Here is a 17,295-nt window from a genome sequence, read left to right on the forward strand (position 1 = left end):
TCAGAGCGGTTCCGTAGGATCGATGGGTGCGTGTTGTCTTTGCCGGTACCCCCGATGTCGCCGTCGCCTCCCTCGACGCCCTGCTCGCCTCCGACCACGAGGTGGTGGGCGTACTGACCCGACCCGATGCGCCGGTCGGGCGGTCCAAGAAGCCGGTGCCCAGCCCCGTCGCGGCCCGGGCGATGGACGCCGGCGTGCCGGTGTTCCGCCCGCAGCGTCCGCGGGATGAGGAGTTCATCGCGCAGTTGACCGAGCTGGCGCCGGATTGTTGCCCGGTGGTGGCGTACGGGAATCTGATCCCGCAGCGGGTGCTCGACATTCCGCGGCTGGGCTGGGCCAACCTGCACTTCTCCCTGCTGCCGCGCTGGCGCGGGGCGGCGCCGGTACAACGGGCGATCATGGCCGGAGACACCGAGACCGGCGCCTGCGTGTTCCGGCTGGTGCCCGAACTGGACGCCGGCGACGTGTACGCCGAACTGCGCGAACCGATCGGCCCCCTGGACACCGCCGAGGACCTGCTCGCCCGACTGGCGGGGTCCGGCTCCCGGCTGCTGGTCGAGGTGATGGACCAGTTGGCCGCCGGCACCGCCGTCGCGACCCCGCAGCCCACCGAAGGGGTCACGCACGCCGCGAAGCTGACCGTCGCCGACGCCGAGATCGACTGGACCCGGCCGGCGGAGGAGATCGACCGGCAGATTCGCGGGTGCCATCCGGCCCCGGGGGCCTGGTCGACGTTCCGCGGGGACCGGTACAAGGTGCTGCGGGCCCATCCGGTGCCCGGCGACACGATCGAACCCGGTGTGCTGATGGCGACCAAGAAGTACCTGCAGGTCGGCACCGGGACCCGACCGTTGGAGCTGGACCTGGTGCAGCCGCACGGCCGCAAGGCGATGGCGGCCGCCGACTGGGCGCGCGGGGCCGCCCTGGCGCACGGGGAACGGTTGGGCGCGTGAGCCCGGCCGCACGTCGGCCCGCCCCGCGTCGTCGGCCGAAGCGCCGGATCGATGCGCCGCGCCGCGCCGCGTACGACGCGCTGCGCCAGGTCACCGGCAACGACGCGTACGCCAACCTGGTCGGCCCGGAACTGCTCGGGCAACGGCACATCACCGGCCGTGACGCCGCCTTCGCCACCGAACTGCTGAACGGAACCTGCCGACTCCAGGGCACCTACGACCTGATCATTGCCGCGGCCTCCGGACGCAAACTCGGCGACCTGCAGGCGAATGTGCTCGACGTGCTGCGGCTGGGCTGTCACCAGCTGCTGTCGATGCGGGTCCCGACCCATGCCGCGGTCGCGGCCAGTGTCGACCTGGCCGCGGTCGCGATCGGGGAGCGGGTGACCGGCCTGGTCAACGCGATCCTGCGCCGGGTGGGGGAGCACTCGATGGATGAGTGGCTGGATCGGCTCACCGCCGGCCTGGACGAGGCGTTGGCGCGCGCGATCCGCTCGCACCATCCACGCTGGATCGTCGACGAGTACGCCCGGCTGCTCCCGGCCGACGAACTCGACGCCGCGCTGGCGGCGAACAACATCGCGCCGCGGACCTGTCTGGCGATCCGGCCGGGCCTGTCCACCGTCGCCGAACTCGTCGACGCCGGCGCCGAGGCCCACCCGCGCGTGCCTACCGCGGCGTACTGGCCGGGGAACCCGGGGGACCTGGCCGCAGTCCGCGACGGTCGGGCGGGAGTCCAGGATCCGGGGTCCCAACTGGCTGCGTTGGCGGTGGTCGAACCCGATGCGCCCGAGGGTCCCTGGCTGGATCTGTGCGCGGGGCCCGGCGGCAAGTCGGCGCTGCTGGCCGGGTTGGCCCGGGAACAGGGCACCTGGCTGCTGGCCAGTGAGTTGCAGCCGCATCGGGCCGCGCTGGTCGCCCAGGCCCTGCGCGCCTACCCCGAACCCCATCGGCCGCAGGTGATCGCCGCCGACGGGACCCGACCCGCCGTGGCGCCGGGCAGCTTCGCGCGGGTGCTGGCCGATGTCCCGTGCACCGGGCTGGGCGCCCTGCGGCGGCGGCCGGAGTCGCGCTGGCGGCGTACGCCCCAGGATCTGGCCGCGTTGGTGCCGCTGCAGCGGGCCCTGCTGCGGGCGGCGCTGGATGCCGCCGCGCCCGGTGGGGTGGTGGCGTACGTGACCTGTTCGCCGGTGGCCGCCGAAACCACCGAGGTGGTCGAGCACGTGCTGGCCGAACGCCCCGAGGTCACCCGGATCGCGCCGGATCATCAGCTGTGGCCGCACCGCGACGGGACCGACGCCATGTTCCGGGCGCTGCTGCGGGTCCCGGCCGACCCCGCCGGTCAGGAACCGAACCGACGTCGATAGGAGGTCGGCGTGGTCGCATAGGCGGCGACGAAGTTCTGCCGAAAGGTGACCGCGGAGGCAAACCCGCACGCCGCGGCGATCCGGGTAATGCTCCATTCGGTGGTCTCCAACAGGCGGCGGGCATCATCGAGCCGGCGCGCCAGCAGCCACTTTGCCGGACTGGTCCCGGCGGTCTCGCGGAAGCGGCGACTGAAGTTGCGCGTGCTCATATGGGCATGTGCGGCCAGTTCGGCCACCCCGAGCGGTTCGTCCAGGTGCGCCAGCGCCCAGGTCATCGCGTCGGCGATCGGTCCGGTGCCGTGGTCGGCCGGCAGCGGCCGCTCGATGTACTGGGCCTGGCTGCCCTCGCGGTGCGGCGCGATGACCAGATGTCGGGCGACAGTGGCGGCAGCCTCGGCCCCGAGCCGGGTCCGCACGAGGTGCAGGCAGGCATCCAGTGCCGACGCGGTCCCGGCGGAGGTGAGGACGTCCCCGTGGTCCAGGTAGAGCGCCGCCGGTTCGACGGTGACCTCGGGGTGGGCCCGCGCGAGGGCCGCGGCGCCTGCCCAGTGCGTCACCGCGGTCCGGCCGTCCAGGATCCCGCTGGCGGCCACCGGGACCGCCCCGAGACACAACCCGGCCACCGCCGTTCCCCGTTCATGCGCGGTCCGCACCAGGTCGGCCAGGGTGTCGGGCACCGGTGGAAACTCCGCCGGCCAGGACGGCAGCACCAGCAGGTCGGCCGTCGCCGCCGCGGCCGGTCCGGCAATGTCGGCGAGGAGGATTCCATCCGCTGTCCGCACCGGTGCTCCGTCGGCACTGAACACGACCATGCTCCAGTCCTCGGCCAGTCCCTGGCGGATTACCTCGCCGAAGACGACCAGGGGAGCCGCCAGATGGAACATCGTGATGCCGTCGAAGGCGTGGATGGCGATCTTCATGGTTGGCCCGATTCCATCGAAAGTATGCTCCTGCGCCACTCACGGTACGCCGTGAACCGGGCGAGAGTTGAGGCACGCTCATCGAATGCCAACAAATCGAATGCCAACAAGAGGAGAACCTGACCATGACCGCACCACGCCGCGCCCTCATCCTGATCGACGTGCAGAACGAGTACTTCGACGCCGAAGGCCCGCTGGCCATCCAGTACCCGCCCCGCGCGGACTCGTTGGCCCGCATCCTGGAGACCATCGCAACCGCCCGGGACGCCGACCTGCCGGTGGTGGTCGTCTCGCACGAATACCCGGCTGGTGCCCCGGTATTCGCGGCCGGTTCGTCGAACCAGCAGGTCCACCCGGAGGTGACCGCCGCCGTCGCCCCGGGCGCCAAGCAGGTGACCAAGGCCTACGCCAGCGTGTTCGCGGGTACCGGACTGCTCGACTGGCTCCGCGACCGGGCCGTCGACACCCTCACCCTGGTCGGCTACATGACCAACAACTGCGTCCTGGCCACCGCCGCCGACGCCGAGCAGCACGGGCTCGCGGTGGAGGTGCTGTCGGACGCCACCGGCGCGATCAACCTCGCCAACGAAGCCGGCAGTGCCAGCGCCCAGCAGGTGCACGAGACCCTGATGGTGCTGCTGCACTCCAACTTCGCCGCGGTGGGCACCACTGCCGCCTGGCGTGCCGCCGTGGCCGGCGGAACCGCGCTGCCCAAGAGCGACCTGGGCACCTCGGCGGTGCAGGGCCGGGCGGCGGTTGCCACGGTCTGATCCGGCGACCGTCGTTTTTGGTGCAGCAGAATCTCCCTGCCTCCAGTCAGCGGCACTTTGGTGGGCCCTTGAGGAGTTTTGCTGCACCGAAAACGACGGTCAACCCGGCCCAACTCCTCGGCGACCGGTCGCGGCCCCGCTAGGCTGCGCGCAGAGTCCGAACCCGAAAGACCCGAGGCCATGCGAATCACTCCGAGCATCCTGTCCGCCGACTTCGCGAACCTGCAGCGCGATATCGAGCGCATCCCGTCCTCCGACGCGCTGCACATCGACGTGATGGACAACCATTTCGTGCCGAATCTGACCCTCGGGCTGCCGGTGGTCGAGGCGATCCGGGCGATCACCCAGCACATGCTCGACATCCATCTGATGATCGCCGACCCGGACCGGTGGGCGCCCGCCTATGCCGAGGCCGGGGCGGAGTCGGTCTCCTTCCATGTCGAGGCGGCGCATGCCCCGATCCGGCTGGCCCGGGAACTGCGGGCGCTGGGCGCCCGGGCGTCGCTGGGCCTCAAGCCGGCCACCCCGATCGAGCCCTACCTGGACATCCTGGGTGAGTTCGACCAGATCCTGATCATGACCGTCGAGCCGGGCTTCGGCGGGCAGCGGTTCCTCGACGCGATGCTGCCGAAGATCCGCCGCACCCGCGAGGCGATCGCCGCCCGGGGGACCGATATCTGGATCCAGGTCGACGGAGGAGTCTCCGAGTCGACCATCGATCAGTGCATCGAGGCCGGCGCCGACACCTTCGTGGCCGGCTCCGCGGTCTTCGGGGCCGAGGAACCCGACGCGATGGTGCAGGCCCTGCGGGCCCACGGCGACAAGTTCGGTCGCTGCGCCCACTGACCCCGGGCGGTCAGCCGGACGGATCCTGGCCGTGCCGCCGCAGGTAGCGCTCGAAATCGGCCGCGATGGCGTCCCCGGAGGCCTCGGGTAGTTCGGTCTCGTCCTGATCGGCCTCCAGCCCGGAGACATAGTCCGACAGCTCCGCGTCGTCCTCGATCAGCTGGTTCACCCCGCGCTCCCAGGCGCGCGACAACTCCGGCAGGTCGGCGTAGCCCAGGTGCAGGCCGGTGACATCCTCCAGCCGCTTGATCAACGCCAGGATCGCCTTCGGATTCGGCGAGCTCGACACGTAGTGCGGCACCGCCGCCCACAGGCTCAGCGTCTCGAACCCGGCGGTCTCGAAGGCGCCACTGAGGATTCCGACGATCCCGGTCGGCCCCTCATAGGACGCCCGTTCGGCGCCGTACTTCTCGATCAGGGCATCCGAGGACGCGCTCTTGGAGACCGGGATCGGGCGGGTGTGCGGGGTATCGGCCAGCAGCGCACCGAGCAGCACAACCAGCGACGGCCGCACCGAGCGCAGCGCCGACACGATCGCAGCGGAGAAGGACTTCCAGCGCAGGTTCGGCTCCGGCCCGGTGATCAGCAGCAGGTCCCGGTCGCCGATCCGGCCGGCCCGGAACTCCGTCCGCGGCCAGGTCACCACGGCCTCGTTGGGCACCGGACGGGTCACCGTCGGCCGGTTCACCTGAAAGTCGTAGTACTCCTCGCTGTCCAGCGTGAACACTTCCCGGGCCTCGGCGAGGGTGTCCAGGTGAGCGAGGGTGTCCGTCGCGGCCGCCCCGGCATCGTTCCAGCCGGCGAACGCCAGCACCACCACCGGATCGGTGAGGTCGCGCAGATCACGGTGCATCGGTTGGGGATCGGAGGTCATGGGGTCCACTGTAGTTTGTCCCGTCCGGCCCGGTCGCCGCACGAGCGACGGCGGTTCGCGGCGCCGGCATCCGCCCTGCAAGACCGGGGGTCGCTGCGGGGGATCGGGATAGAATACCCGGTCGTGACCGATAAGCAGCCGCTTTCCCAGCCCATTCCGCGTTCCGGCCCCGCCGGATTGCGAGCCGCCCTCGCTGATCATGTCGTGATCGCCGACGGAGCGATGGGAACGATGCTGCAGAGCTACGACCTCACCCTCGACGACTTCGACCAGCTCGAGGGGTGCAACGAGATCCTGTCCGTGACCCGGCCCGACGTGGTCCGCGCCATTCACGACGCCTATTTCGAGGCCGGCTCCGACTGCGTGGAGACCAACACCTTCGGTACCAACCTGGCCGCCCTCAACGAGTACGACATCGCCGACCGGATCGGTGAGCTCGCCGAGGCCGCCGCCCGGATCGCCCGCGAGTCGGCCGACGCGTACACCACCGCGGAGCACCCGCGCTGGGTGCTGGGCAGCGTCGGCCCCGGAACCAAGCTGCCGACCCTGGGCCACATCGGCTTCGTCGCGCTGCGCGATGCGTACCAGACCCAGGTCGCGGCGATGATCCGCGGCGGGATCGACGCGGTCCTGATCGAGACCTGCCAGGACCTGCTGCAGACCAAGGCCGCGGTGATCGGGGCCAAGCGCGCCATCGCCGAGGCCGGAACCGATCATCCGGTCATCGTCCACGTGACCGTGGAGACCACCGGCACGATGCTGATGGGCTCGGAGATCGGCGCCGCACTGACCTCGCTGGAGCCGCTGGGGATCGACATGATCGGCCTCAACTGCGCCACCGGCCCGGCCGAGATGACCGAGCACCTGCGGTACCTGTCCCAGCATGCCGGGATCGACGTCTCGGTGATGCCGAACGCCGGGCTGCCCGAACTGACCCCCGACGGTGCCCGCTACCCGCTGGGGCCCGACGCGATCGCCGAGGCCCTGGACCGGTTCACCACCGACTTCGGGCTGTCGCTGATCGGCGGCTGCTGCGGCACCACCCCCGACCACATCCGGGCGCTGGTTGCGCGGGTCGGCCACCGGCCGCGCCAGGAGCGTACGCCGGAGATCATCCCGGCGGTGTCCTCGCTCTACACCGAGGTTCCGCTCGACCAGGACACCGCCTACCTGTCGATCGGGGAACGGACCAACGCCAACGGTTCCAAGGCCTTCCGGGAGGCGATGCTGGCCGGGAACTGGGACGAGTGCCTGGAGATCGCCAAGGCCCAGATCCGCGACGGCGCCCACCTGCTGGACCTGTGCATCGACTACGTCGGCCGCGACGGGGTCGCCGACATGACCGAGGCGACCAAACGGTTGGCGACCGCCTCGACCCTGCCGATCGTGCTCGACTCCACCGAACCCGAGGTGATCCGGGCCGGCCTGGAACACCTGGCCGGTCGCTGCGTGATCAACTCGGTCAACTATGAGGACGGTGACGGACCCAACTCCCGCTTCCAGCGGGTGATGCCGCTGGTCCGCGAGCACGGTGCCGCGGTGGTTGCGCTGACCATCGACGAGGAGGGGCAGGCCCGCACCGCGGATTGGAAGGTACGCGTCGCGTCCCGGCTGATCGAGGACCTCAGCACCAACTGGGGGATGAACGTCGCCGACGTCATCGTCGACACGCTGACCTTCCCGATCGGCACCGGGCAGGAGGAGACCCGCCGCGACGCCCTGGAAACGATCGAGGCGATCCGTCGGATCAAGGAGAAGTACCCGCAGGTGCACACCACCCTGGGGGTGTCGAATGTGTCCTTCGGGCTGAACCCGGCCGCCCGGATCGTGCTCAACTCGGTCTTCCTGCACGAGTGCGTGGAGGCCGGCCTGGATTCGGCCATCGTGCATGCGGCCAAGATCCGCCCGATGAACCGGATCCCCGAGGAGCAGCGTCAGGTCGCCCTGGACATGGTCTACGACCGGCGCCGGGAGGGCTACGACCCGCTGCAGACGTTCCTGCAGATGTTCGAGGGCGTCACCACCGCCGACGAGAAGGCCGCCCGGGCCGCGGAGATGGCTGCCCTGCCGGTCGCCGAACGGCTCAAGCAGCGCATCGTCGACGGGGCCGACAAGGGCCTGGAGGCCGACCTCGACGAAGCGATGGCCGACAAGGCGGCCCTCGACATCGTCAACGACGACCTGCTCGCCGGGATGAAGGTGGTCGGCGAACTGTTCGGCTCCGGGCAGATGCAGTTGCCGTTCGTGCTGCAATCGGCGGAGGTGATGAAGAAGGCCGTGGCCTACCTCGAGCCGCACATGGAGAAATCCGACGACACCGGCGGCAAGGGCACCATCGTGCTGGCCACCGTGAAGGGCGACGTCCACGACATCGGCAAGAACCTGGTCGACATCATCTTGTCCAACAACGGCTTCAACGTGGTCAACCTGGGCATCAAGCAGCCGGTGCAGGCCATCATCGACGCCGCCCAGGAACACAACGCCGACGTGATCGGGATGTCCGGGCTGCTGGTGAAGTCCACCGTGGTGATGAAGGAGAACCTCTCCGAGCTCGCCGCGCACGGGATGGCCGACCGGTTCCCGGTGCTGCTCGGCGGTGCCGCGCTGACCCGGGCGTACGTGGAACAGGATCTGCGCCAGCAGTACCCGGGCGAGGTGCGCTACGCCAAGGACGCCTTCGAGGGACTGCAACTGATGGACACCCTGATGGCGATCAAGCGCGGGGATCCGGACGCGGTGCTGCCGCCGTTGCGGCAACGCCGGGTGCAGCCGGTCGACAAGCCCGCCGAAGAGCTGCCGGTCAGCACCGAGCGCTCGGATGTGGCCCGTGGCATCGACGTGCCCACCCCGCCGTTCTGGGGCTCTCGGGTGGTCAAGGGGATCAAGCTGGCCGACATCGTCGACTGGCTCGACGAACGCGCCACCTTCCTGGGCCGCTGGGGCCTGAAGCCGACCCGCGACGGGGTCTCCTACGAGGAACTGGTCGAAACCGAGGGCCGGCCGCGGTTGCGGATGTGGCTGGACCGGATCCACCGGGAGAAGATCGGCGAGTTCGCCGTGGTGTACGGCTATTTCCCGTGCTACTCCGAGGGCAACACGCTGTTCGTGCTCGATCCCGAACGGCCCGAGATCGGGAACCCGGACGCGGTCGTGGCCCGGTTCGAGTTTCCCCGGCAGCGCCGGGACCGGCACCTGTGCCTGGCCGACTTCTTCCGCGATGCGACCGAGGCTGCCGAACTCGGCCCGGATGTGATCGCGTTCCAGCTGGTCACGATGGGGCGGCGGGTCTCGGAGGTGACCGCCGAGCTGTTCGCCGCCAACGCCTATCGCGACTACCTCGAACTGCACGGCCTCAGCGTTCAGTTGACCGAGGCGCTCGCGGAGTTCTGGCACTCCCGGATCCGCGACGAACTCGGGCTGGGCCGGGCCGACGCGACGATCGAGGAGCAGATCCGCGACCAGGCGTACCGCGGCTCGCGGTATTCGTTCGGGTACCCGGCGTGTCCCGATCTCGGCGACCGGGCGAAGCTGGTGCAGTTGCTGGAGCCGGAACGGATCGGGGTGGAGTTGTCGGAGGAATTGCAGCTGCATCCGGAGCAGTCGACCGACGCCCTGGTGGTACACCATCCCGAGGCCAAGTATTTCAACGCCTCCTGAACGACGGGACGACATGACGACATCCACTGCTGCCTCCCCGCTGCCCTTCGCCGCGGTGATGTGGGATTTCGACGGGACGCTGCTGGACAGTGAACCGATCTGGATCGGTATCGAGCTGGCCATGGTGACCGAGATGGGCGGCGATGCCGGGCAGTACGACGTGGCCTCCCAGGTCGGCAGTTCGCTGCTGGACACCGGGGCGTACATGATCGAGCTGGCCTACTCCACCGGCGGCAAGGTGACCGGGCTGACCCCGCAGACCGTGGTCGGGGACCTGGTGGCCCGGGTGAGTGCCGAGATCCGGGCCCGGCGGCTGGAGTGGCGGCCCGGGGCCAAGGAACTGCTGCTGGCGCTGCACGAGGCCGGGGTGCCGCAGGCGCTGGTCTCCGCGTCCTATCGCGATGTGCTCGCTGCCGCCGCCGAGCAGTTGCCCGGCCATGTCTTCGACACGATCGTGGCCGGCGACGACGTACGCCTGGGCAAACCGCACCCGGAGCCCTACCTGACCGGCGCCGCCCGACTCGGCGTGGCCGCGACCGACTGTGTGGTGATCGAGGACTCGGTCACCGGCGCGGCGGCGGGCAACGCCGCCGGGGCGATCGTGATCGCGGTCCCCAACGAGGTCCGGCCCCCGGCCGCCGCCCGACGGATCGAGGTGGAGTCGCTGGCGGGGGTCGGGATCGCCGAGCTGTCCGACCTGGTCCGCCGGGCAGCCGCCGGCAGCGTGGCGCAGGCATGACGCGTCGAACCGGGCCTCGCGGGCCGGTCGCGGCTCTGGTTGCGCTGGTCCTGCTGGTCACCGGGTGCACCGCACCGATCGATCCCTATCGCAGCGGCCCGATCGTGGTGGCGACCACCGGTAGCCCGACCACCCTCGACCCGGTGTTCGCCGCCGACGCGGCGTCGCAGGATCTGGTCACCAACGTCTACGAACGTCTCCTGATGATCGAGCCCAAGACCGGCCAGGCGCGGCCGGAGGCGGCCCAGGAGTGCAAGTTCACCGCGCCGACGGTGTACCTGTGCTCGCTGCGGGACAAGACCTGGTTCCACAACGGCAACCCCGTCACCGCCGAGGACATCAAGTTCTCCATCGAACGGGCCAAGCGGATCGGGGGCGAGCGCGGGCGCATCTTCGATGTGATCACCGACATCACGATCCCCTCCGAGCGGCGCCTCGAGTTCCACCTGGCCCGGCCCGACCATCAGATCGCCGCGATCCTCGCCACCCCGCAGGCCTCCATCGTCGACCATCGCACCGTCGGGCTGACCGAGATGGCGCCCACCAACCGGGAATCGGCGTCCGGGCCGCTGGTGCTGCGCCGCTTCGAACCGGGCCTGCAGGAGTACGAGCGCTACGGCAACTACCAGGGCGCCCGGTGGGCCGCCTGGGGCCGGTTCACCGTACGCCAGTACACCGAGGACGGGCTGGCCCGGGCGCTGCAGAACCCGCAGTCGGGGATCGATGTCGTCTGGCACGGCCTGCGCGACGGGGGCCGGCCCCCGAACGACTGGCAGGAGGTCGTCGCCCCCGAGGGGCAGGCGCGCTGGCTGCGCTGGAATCCGACCTGGCAGGAGAGCCGGGATCCCGCGATGCGGGCCTGGCTGGTCGCGGCGACCACCGAGCTGCGCAACTGGGACTCGGTGATCCCGCCGTCGATGGCCGGCCACACGACCACCTTCCCGATGCCGCCGGTCGCGCCCGGGCAACGCCCCAAGCTCCCCGGCAACGAGTTGCGGATCGGCTACGTCTCGAGCGTCGCCGGTCTTCCCGCCTTGGCCGAGCAGCTGCGGTTCGCGCTGCAGTATGACGGCACCATCGTGCTGTCCCCGGACCGCACCGATGTCGCGGTGTTCCTGGAGGAGATCCGGGCCACCACACCCGGCAGCTACCTGCAGCCGTGGCTGGCCGACCTCCCCGCCGATCGGCGGGCCCAGGTACAGCCGCTGTACGACCAGTGGGTGAGCGCAACCACCGAACCCGATCGGGTCCGGCTGCTGGGCGACCTGCAGCGGGCGGTGGCCGAGGACGGCACCGTCGTCCCGCTGACCATCGCGAACGACCGGATCTGGCTGGCGCCCGATATCCAGGTGCGAACCAACACCGAACGCGAACATGACATTCCGAACTGGGGCACCGGCTACACGCTGGGCCTGTGGGGGCTGTACCGATGAATGACGAGCACACCGAACCGGCCGCCCCGGGCCCGCAGCCGCAGACCTGGTCCGGGGTCCGCACCGGACCGCTGCAGGAGGGGGAGTGGGTCACCGTCACCGACCCCAAGGGCAAGCGCAAATCCCTGCTGCTGCAGTCGGGACACACCTACCACACCACCAAGGGCGGGGTGCCGCACGACGAGATGATCGGCGGCCCGGACGGGAACACCGTCATCACCGCCGGCGGGATGGGGCTGCTGGTGCTGCGTCCCCTGCTGTCGGACTACACCGTGACGATGCCGCGCGGCGCCGCGATCATCTACCCGAAGGAAGCCGGACAGATCGTGCTGGCCGCCGACATCTTTCCCGGGGCCCGGGTGCTCGAGGCGGGCGTCGGTTCGGGCGGGCTGACGCTGTCCCTGCTGCGCGCGATCGGACCGCACGGGGAGTTGCACTCCTTCGAGCGGCGCCCCGATTTCGCCGAGATCGCCCGCAGCAATGTGCGCACCTGGTTGGGCGCCGACCCGCCCGGCTGGCACGTACACGTCGGTGACCTGGTCGAACAGCTGACCGCCGCCCCGGACGATCCCGCCGAGGTGGACCGGGTCATCCTGGACATGCTCGCCCCCTGGGACTGCATCGAAGCGGTCCGGGACCGGCTCGCCCCCGGCGGGGTGCTGTGCTGCTATGTCGCCACCACGACCCAGCTCGGGCGGGTGATGGACACCATCCGGACCGTGACCGGCTTCACCGAGCCGCAGGGCACCGAGACGATGACCCGGGACTGGCACGCCGAAGGGCTGGCCATCCGCCCGGCCCACGGCACCGGGTCGCACACCGGCTTCCTGGTCACCGCCCGCCGGCTGGCCCCCGGGGTGGTGGCGCCGATGCGCAAGCGTCGCCCGGCGGCCGGGGCGTACGGGCCCGACTACACCGGCCCCCGGCCGGCCTGGGTCCCCACCCTGGCGGAGGTTCACGGCGACGCCGACCCGACAACCGACTGGGGCCGGCTCGGGTGAGCTAGTCTCGAAGGAATCCCACCGAACGGAGGTGGTCGCGGTGACTCAGCCCGACCCCAGTGTTCCCGGCCAGGCCGACATTCTCAGCAGGCGGCTGGACCAGGCCCGAGCCGATGCCCGAGAACTGGCCGCGCGCAATGACCGGCTGGCCGCCTCGCTGCGCGAGGCCCGGGACAAACTGGTCTCGATGAAGGCACGGCTGGACGCGTTGGGTGCGCCGCCGGTGTCCTTCGGGGTGCTGCACGCGATGCTGCCGGCCCCCAGCGACGGCAGCGCCCAACTGGCCGATGTCTGGGTGAACGGTCGCAAGTTGCGCACCAAGGTCGCCGCCGAGGTGGACCTGTCCCAGCTGCGCCGCGGCAGTGAGGTGCTGCTGAACGAGTCGATGGTGCTGCTGGAGGTCCTCGACCCGACCGACACCGGCGAGGTCCAGTCGGTCAAGCACGTGCTGCCCGACGGGCGCGCGATCATGGTGGGGCGCAGCGACATGGAAACCGCCGTCCGGCTGGCCGGCGAGCTCGATCCCGAGACCGTCGAGGCCGGGGATCTGCTGACCGTCGACCTGAAGCTCGGGCTGGCGTACGCGAAGGTCCCCAAGGTCGACGTCGAAGAACTCGTCCTGGCCGAGATCCCCGATGTGACCTGGGCCGATATCGGCGGCCTGGACGCCCAGATCGAGCAGATCACCGACGCGATCGAACTCCCGTTCCTGCACCGCGACCTGTACGCCGACTACCAGCTGCGGGCCCCGCGCGGGGTGCTGCTGTACGGGCCCCCCGGGGTCGGCAAGACGATGATCGCGAAGGCGGTGGCGAACTCGCTGGCCCAGCAGATCGCCCGCGACGAGGGGCTGGACCCCAAGCAGGCGCGCAGCTATTTCTTCAACATCAAGGGCCCCGAACTGCTGAACAAGTACGTCGGGGAGACCGAGCGGCACCTGCGCCTGGTCTTCGAGCGGGCCCGCACGATGGCCTCGGAGGGGATGCCGGTGGTGGTCTTCTTCGACGAGATGGAGGCGATGTTCCGCACCCGCGGGACCGGGGTCTCCTCCGACATGGAATCCACGATCGTGCCGCAGCTGCTCAGCGAGATCGACGGCGTGGAGGGGGTGGACAACGTGATCGTGATCGGCGCCTCGAACCGGGAGGACCTGATCGATCCGGCCATCCTGCGGCCGGGCCGCCTCGATGTGAAGATCAAGATCGAACGTCCCGATGCCCAGGCCGCCCGCGACATCTTCGACCGCTACCTGAGCGAGAAGGTGCCGCTGCACCCCGAGGAGGTGGCCCGCTTCGGTGGGGACCACAGCCAGGCCCGAGCCGCGATGATCGACGCGGTGGTGACCGAGATGTACGCGGTCTCCCCGCACAACCGCTACCTCGAGGTGACCTACGCCGACGGGGACACCGAGATTCTCTACTTCAAGGACTTCACTTCCGGGGCGATGATCTCCTCGATCGTGGCCCGGGCGAAGAAGGCAGCGATCAAGGCCCAGTTGGCCGGCGGGGAACGCGGAATCCGGGTGGATCAGTTGATCGAGGGGTGCCGCCAGGAATTCCTGGAGAACGAGGACCTGCCGAACACCTCCAACCCGGACGACTGGGCCCGGATCTCCGGGCGCAAGGGGCAGCGGATCGTACACATCCGCACCCTGGTCACCTCGAAGCGCCCCGAGGGGATCGACGAAGGCTCCACCGGTCAGTACCTGTGACCCGCAGGGTGCCGAACAGGAACACGATCAGCCGCCAGCCCAGCAGCAGATAGCCGAGCACGGCGGTGGTGGAGACCACCAGCGCCCAGGGGACGGTCGCGTCGGTGAGCAGGTAGCGCAGCAGCAGGCCCACCACGCAGGTCAGCAGCCAGACCCCGACGCTGCGATAGGCGGAGAACACGTTGCGCCACTGCCGCAGCACCAGCCAGCCGACCGCCAGCCCGACCAGGAACGGCCAGGCGTTCGTCCACAGCGACGCCGGGGTCATCTCCTCGGCCCGGCTGCGGGAGAACGCCAGGGCGTACGCGGTCACCATCACCAGGTCGAGCCCGAGGGCCAGCAGCGTACGCACCGCCCCAGCGTACGCGGTGCCCGCTAGGCTCGGCGCCATGACTGTGTGCGGGATCGAGACCGAGTACGGGATTTCGTTGGAGGGCGACGCCCAGGAAACCCACCCGATGGTCCTGTCCAATCACGCTGTCCGGGCGTACCAGGCGCTGATCAGCAGCTCCGAGGGCCCGCACTGGGACTTCTCCGGGGAGCGGCCGCTGACCGATGCCCGGGGCTTCGAACTGGAGCGCTACGAGGCCCGCGCCGACCAGTTGACCGACGAGCCGGATGCCACGATGGCGAACACGGTGCTCAGCAACGGGGCCCGGTTCTACGTCGATCACGCCCACCCGGAGTACTCCGGGCCGGAGGTCACCTCCGCCGCCGATGCGGTGCTGTGGGACCGGGCCGGGGACCAGGTCCTGGCGCTGGCCGCGCGCGCGGCCGGCAGCCGGCTGGGGCGCACCATGCGGATCTACAAGAACAACACCGACGGCAAGGGTGCGGCGTACGGGACCCACGAGAACTACCTGATGGCGCGACAGACCCATTTCCATCGAGTGGTCCGGCAGTTCACCGGGTTTCTGGTCACCCGGACCCCGCTGGTCGGCGCCGGCCGGGTCGGGATCGGGACCGACTCGCGCACCCCGGGCTTCCAACTGAGTCAGCGGGCCGACTTCTTCGCCGCCGAGGTCGGGCTGGAGACCACCGTCAACCGGCCGATCATCAACACCCGCGACGAGCCGCACGCCGATGCGCTGCGGCACCGACGCCTGCACGTGATCACCGGCGACGCGAACCAGTCGGAGTTCGCCACCTGGCTCAAGGTGGGCACCGCGGCGCTGACCCTGCGGGCGATCGCCGACGACGTGGTGGGGGACTCGGTGCAGCTGTTCCGCCCCGTCCCGGCGATGCACGCGGTCTCCCACGACCTGGACTTCACCGTGCTGCTGAAGACCCTCGAGGGGCGTCAGTTGACCGCCCTGGACCTGCAGGAGCAGTACGCCGACGCCGTCGCCGCCTGGCTGGCCCGGGACCCGGAACTGGCGCACCCCGAGGAGGCCCGGGACCTGCTGACGGCCTGGCGGGCCACGATCGCGCAACTGCGGCAGGACCCGATGCAGCTGGCCGATCGGCTGGACTGGGTGACCAAACTGCAGCTGTTGGAGTCCTACCGCCGCCGCGACGGGCTCGACTGGTCGGCGGCCAAGCTGGCCCTGGTCGACCTGCAGTACGCCGATGTCGATCCCGATCGCAGCCTCTACCACGCGCTGCGCCGCAAGGGCCGGCTGCTCCGGCTGGTCACCGACGCCGAGGTCGCCCGGGCCCGGACCCAACCGCCGGACGACACCCGGGCGTACTTCCGCGGCCGGGTCGTCGACCGGTTCGGCGACCAGGTCCGCGCGGCGTCCTGGGATTCGGTGGTGCTGCAGGTGCCCGGTCGGCGCAACTGGCTGCGCATTCCCACCCTGGATCCGCTGCGGGGCACCCGGGCACTGGTCGGCGATGTGGTGGATCAGGCCGCCGACGTGGGCGATCTGGTCACCCGGCTGGGGCTGTGACCGAGTGTCCGGCGCAGGGTCTATAGTCGACTGGGTCTGTAGTCGAGTCGGTCGATCGCCGGGTCGATCTATAGTCGGTACAGGGCCCGTCCGCTGGCCCGGTGATGTCAGGAGCGTCGATGAGTGAGTCCGCACAACAGCTCCCGCACCGCTCGGAGGAGGACGCCGAGCAGGTGATCGACCAGACCCGTCCCGCCGCCGGTGACGAGGACCTGGATGATCTGCTCGATGAGATCGACGATGTGCTCGAAGTGAATGCCGAACAGTTCGTGCGTTCCTTCGTCCAGAAGGGTGGCCAGTGACCGAGTTTCTCAATCCGGCGTTCCGGGAGATCGCGACCTCCTCATTCACCGAGTTTCTCGGCAAGGCCGCGCCCGAACTGCTGCCCGGCCGGCTCGGGCTGACCGGGTCGGCGGCGGAGTTGACCCCGCACGGGACCACGATCGTGGCCGCGACCTACCCCGGCGGAGTGATGATGGCCGGCGATCGGCGCGCGACCATGGGCAATGTGATCGCCCAGCGCGACATCCAGAAGGTCTACCCGGCCGATGAGTACTCCGTGGTCGGGATCGCCGGCGCGGCCGGGCTCGCGGTGGAGATGGTGCGCCTGTTCCGGGTGGAGCTGGAGCACTACGAGAAGATCGAGGGCGCCCCGCTGTCGCTGGACGGCAAGGCCAATCGGCTGGCCGGGATGATCCGCGGCAACCTGCCGATGGCGATGCAGGGCCTGACGGTGATTCCGTTGTTCGCCGGCTGGGATGCCGGGCGCGACCAGGGCCGGATCTTCTCCTACGACGCCACCGGCGGACGCTACGAGGAGACCGCGTTCCATTCGGTCGGCTCCGGCTCGGTGTTCGCCCGCGGCGCGCTGAAGAAGCTGTATCGCCATGATCTGGACGCCGCCGGCTGCGCGACGGTCCTGGTGCAGGCGCTGTACGACGCCGCCGACGACGACTCGGCCACCGGGAGCCCCGATCTGGCCCGCCGGATCTTCCCGATCGTGGTCGCGGTGACCGCCGAGGGCAACCACCGCTATGACGAGGTCGAGACCGCCGAGATCGTGGATCGTATCGTCGCCGCGCGGCGTACCCGCCCCGATGGGCCGCAGGCCCCGCTCAACTGACCACCCACC

General features: G+C 70.2%; 14 protein-coding genes and 1 pseudogene. 12 read left to right on the forward strand and 3 right to left on the reverse strand.

The window, feature by feature from the left end:
- Positions 1 to 26 precede the first annotated feature (26 nt).
- A complete protein-coding gene (gene fmt / locus G531_RS0108385; RefSeq protein ID WP_026926902.1) occupies positions 27 to 953 on the forward strand; it encodes a methionyl-tRNA formyltransferase in 927 nt (308 codons plus the stop codon).
- Positions 950 to 2,320, forward strand: a complete 1,371-nt coding sequence (locus tag G531_RS21420; protein ID WP_051215257.1) for an RsmB/NOP family class I SAM-dependent RNA methyltransferase — start codon at positions 950 to 952, stop codon at positions 2,318 to 2,320. Before fmt ends, G531_RS21420 begins: the two co-directional genes overlap by 4 nt.
- Here the strand turns inward: G531_RS21420 and G531_RS0108395 are convergent.
- Positions 2,296 to 3,240: a GlxA family transcriptional regulator gene (locus G531_RS0108395; protein ID WP_026926903.1), complete on the reverse strand. Its 945-nt coding sequence runs from the start codon at positions 3,238 to 3,240 to the stop codon at positions 2,296 to 2,298. The genes G531_RS21420 and G531_RS0108395 overlap by 25 nt on opposite strands.
- A gap of 125 nt (positions 3,241 to 3,365) precedes the next feature.
- Here G531_RS0108395 and G531_RS0108400 point away from each other — a divergent pair, with 125 nt between their 5' ends.
- Together G531_RS0108400 and rpe are read left to right on the forward strand one after the other, a co-directional pair.
- Positions 3,366 to 4,010: an isochorismatase family protein gene (locus G531_RS0108400; protein WP_026926904.1), complete on the forward strand. Its 645-nt coding sequence runs from the start codon at positions 3,366 to 3,368 to the stop codon at positions 4,008 to 4,010.
- Positions 4,011 to 4,190: 180 nt separating this feature from the next.
- On the forward strand, positions 4,191 to 4,856 hold the full coding sequence (gene rpe / locus G531_RS0108405) for a ribulose-phosphate 3-epimerase (protein ID WP_026926905.1): 666 nt from the start codon (positions 4,191 to 4,193) through the stop codon (positions 4,854 to 4,856).
- 10 nt (positions 4,857 to 4,866) lie between these two features.
- Here the strand turns inward: rpe and G531_RS0108410 are convergent, their stop codons facing one another.
- Complete coding sequence (locus G531_RS0108410; protein WP_245630478.1) at positions 4,867 to 5,730, reverse strand: PAC2 family protein; 864 nt, start codon at positions 5,728 to 5,730, stop codon at positions 4,867 to 4,869.
- 123 nt (positions 5,731 to 5,853) lie between these two features.
- Between G531_RS0108410 and metH the strand changes: the two genes are divergently transcribed.
- The 5 genes and pseudogenes from metH (at position 5,854) to arc (ending at position 14,271) form a co-directional block, all read left to right on the forward strand.
- Complete coding sequence (gene metH, locus G531_RS0108415; protein WP_281177506.1) at positions 5,854 to 9,387, forward strand: methionine synthase; 3,534 nt, start codon at positions 5,854 to 5,856, stop codon at positions 9,385 to 9,387.
- A 13-nt stretch (positions 9,388 to 9,400) separates the two neighbouring features.
- Positions 9,401 to 10,126 carry an HAD family hydrolase gene (locus G531_RS0108420; protein WP_026926908.1) on the forward strand — a complete coding sequence of 242 codons (726 nt, stop codon included), beginning with the start codon at positions 9,401 to 9,403 and terminating at the stop codon, positions 10,124 to 10,126.
- Positions 10,123 to 11,559, forward strand: coding sequence for an ABC transporter substrate-binding protein (locus G531_RS0108425; protein ID WP_026926909.1), 1,437 nt, complete (start codon positions 10,123 to 10,125; stop codon positions 11,557 to 11,559). Before G531_RS0108420 ends, G531_RS0108425 begins: the two co-directional genes overlap by 4 nt.
- Before the next feature lie 14 nt (positions 11,560 to 11,573).
- A pseudogene (locus G531_RS21425) lies at positions 11,574 to 12,560 on the forward strand (tRNA (adenine-N1)-methyltransferase); the annotation flags it as partial.
- A gap of 40 nt (positions 12,561 to 12,600) precedes the next feature.
- On the forward strand, positions 12,601 to 14,271 hold the full coding sequence (gene arc, locus G531_RS21430) for a proteasome ATPase (protein ID WP_245630479.1): 1,671 nt from the start codon (positions 12,601 to 12,603) through the stop codon (positions 14,269 to 14,271).
- Here the strand turns inward: arc and G531_RS21435 are convergent.
- A complete protein-coding gene (locus G531_RS21435; protein ID WP_051215259.1) occupies positions 14,216 to 14,623 on the reverse strand; it encodes a DUF3054 domain-containing protein in 408 nt (135 codons plus the stop codon). The two genes, arc and G531_RS21435, sit on opposite strands and share 56 nt — an antisense overlap.
- A gap of 37 nt (positions 14,624 to 14,660) precedes the next feature.
- On the opposite strand from G531_RS21435, the gene dop reads away from it, so the two are divergent.
- The 3 genes from dop (at position 14,661) to prcB (ending at position 17,286) form a co-directional block, all read left to right on the forward strand.
- A complete protein-coding gene (gene dop, locus G531_RS21440) occupies positions 14,661 to 16,163 on the forward strand; it encodes a depupylase/deamidase Dop (RefSeq protein ID WP_051215260.1) in 1,503 nt (500 codons plus the stop codon).
- A gap of 119 nt (positions 16,164 to 16,282) precedes the next feature.
- Positions 16,283 to 16,465: a ubiquitin-like protein Pup gene (locus tag G531_RS0108450; RefSeq protein ID WP_026926910.1), complete on the forward strand. Its 183-nt coding sequence runs from the start codon at positions 16,283 to 16,285 to the stop codon at positions 16,463 to 16,465.
- The gene (prcB, locus tag G531_RS0108455; protein ID WP_026926911.1) at positions 16,462 to 17,286 is read left to right on the forward strand and encodes a proteasome subunit beta; all 825 of its coding nucleotides are present in this window, start codon (positions 16,462 to 16,464) and stop codon (positions 17,284 to 17,286) included. The genes G531_RS0108450 and prcB overlap by 4 nt, the downstream gene beginning before the upstream one ends.
- Positions 17,287 to 17,295 lie beyond the last annotated feature (9 nt).

The sequence above is a fragment of the Granulicoccus phenolivorans DSM 17626 = NBRC 107789 = JCM 15570 genome (genome assembly GCF_000423085.1).
GTDB lineage: Bacteria > Actinomycetota > Actinomycetes > Propionibacteriales > Propionibacteriaceae > Granulicoccus > Granulicoccus phenolivorans.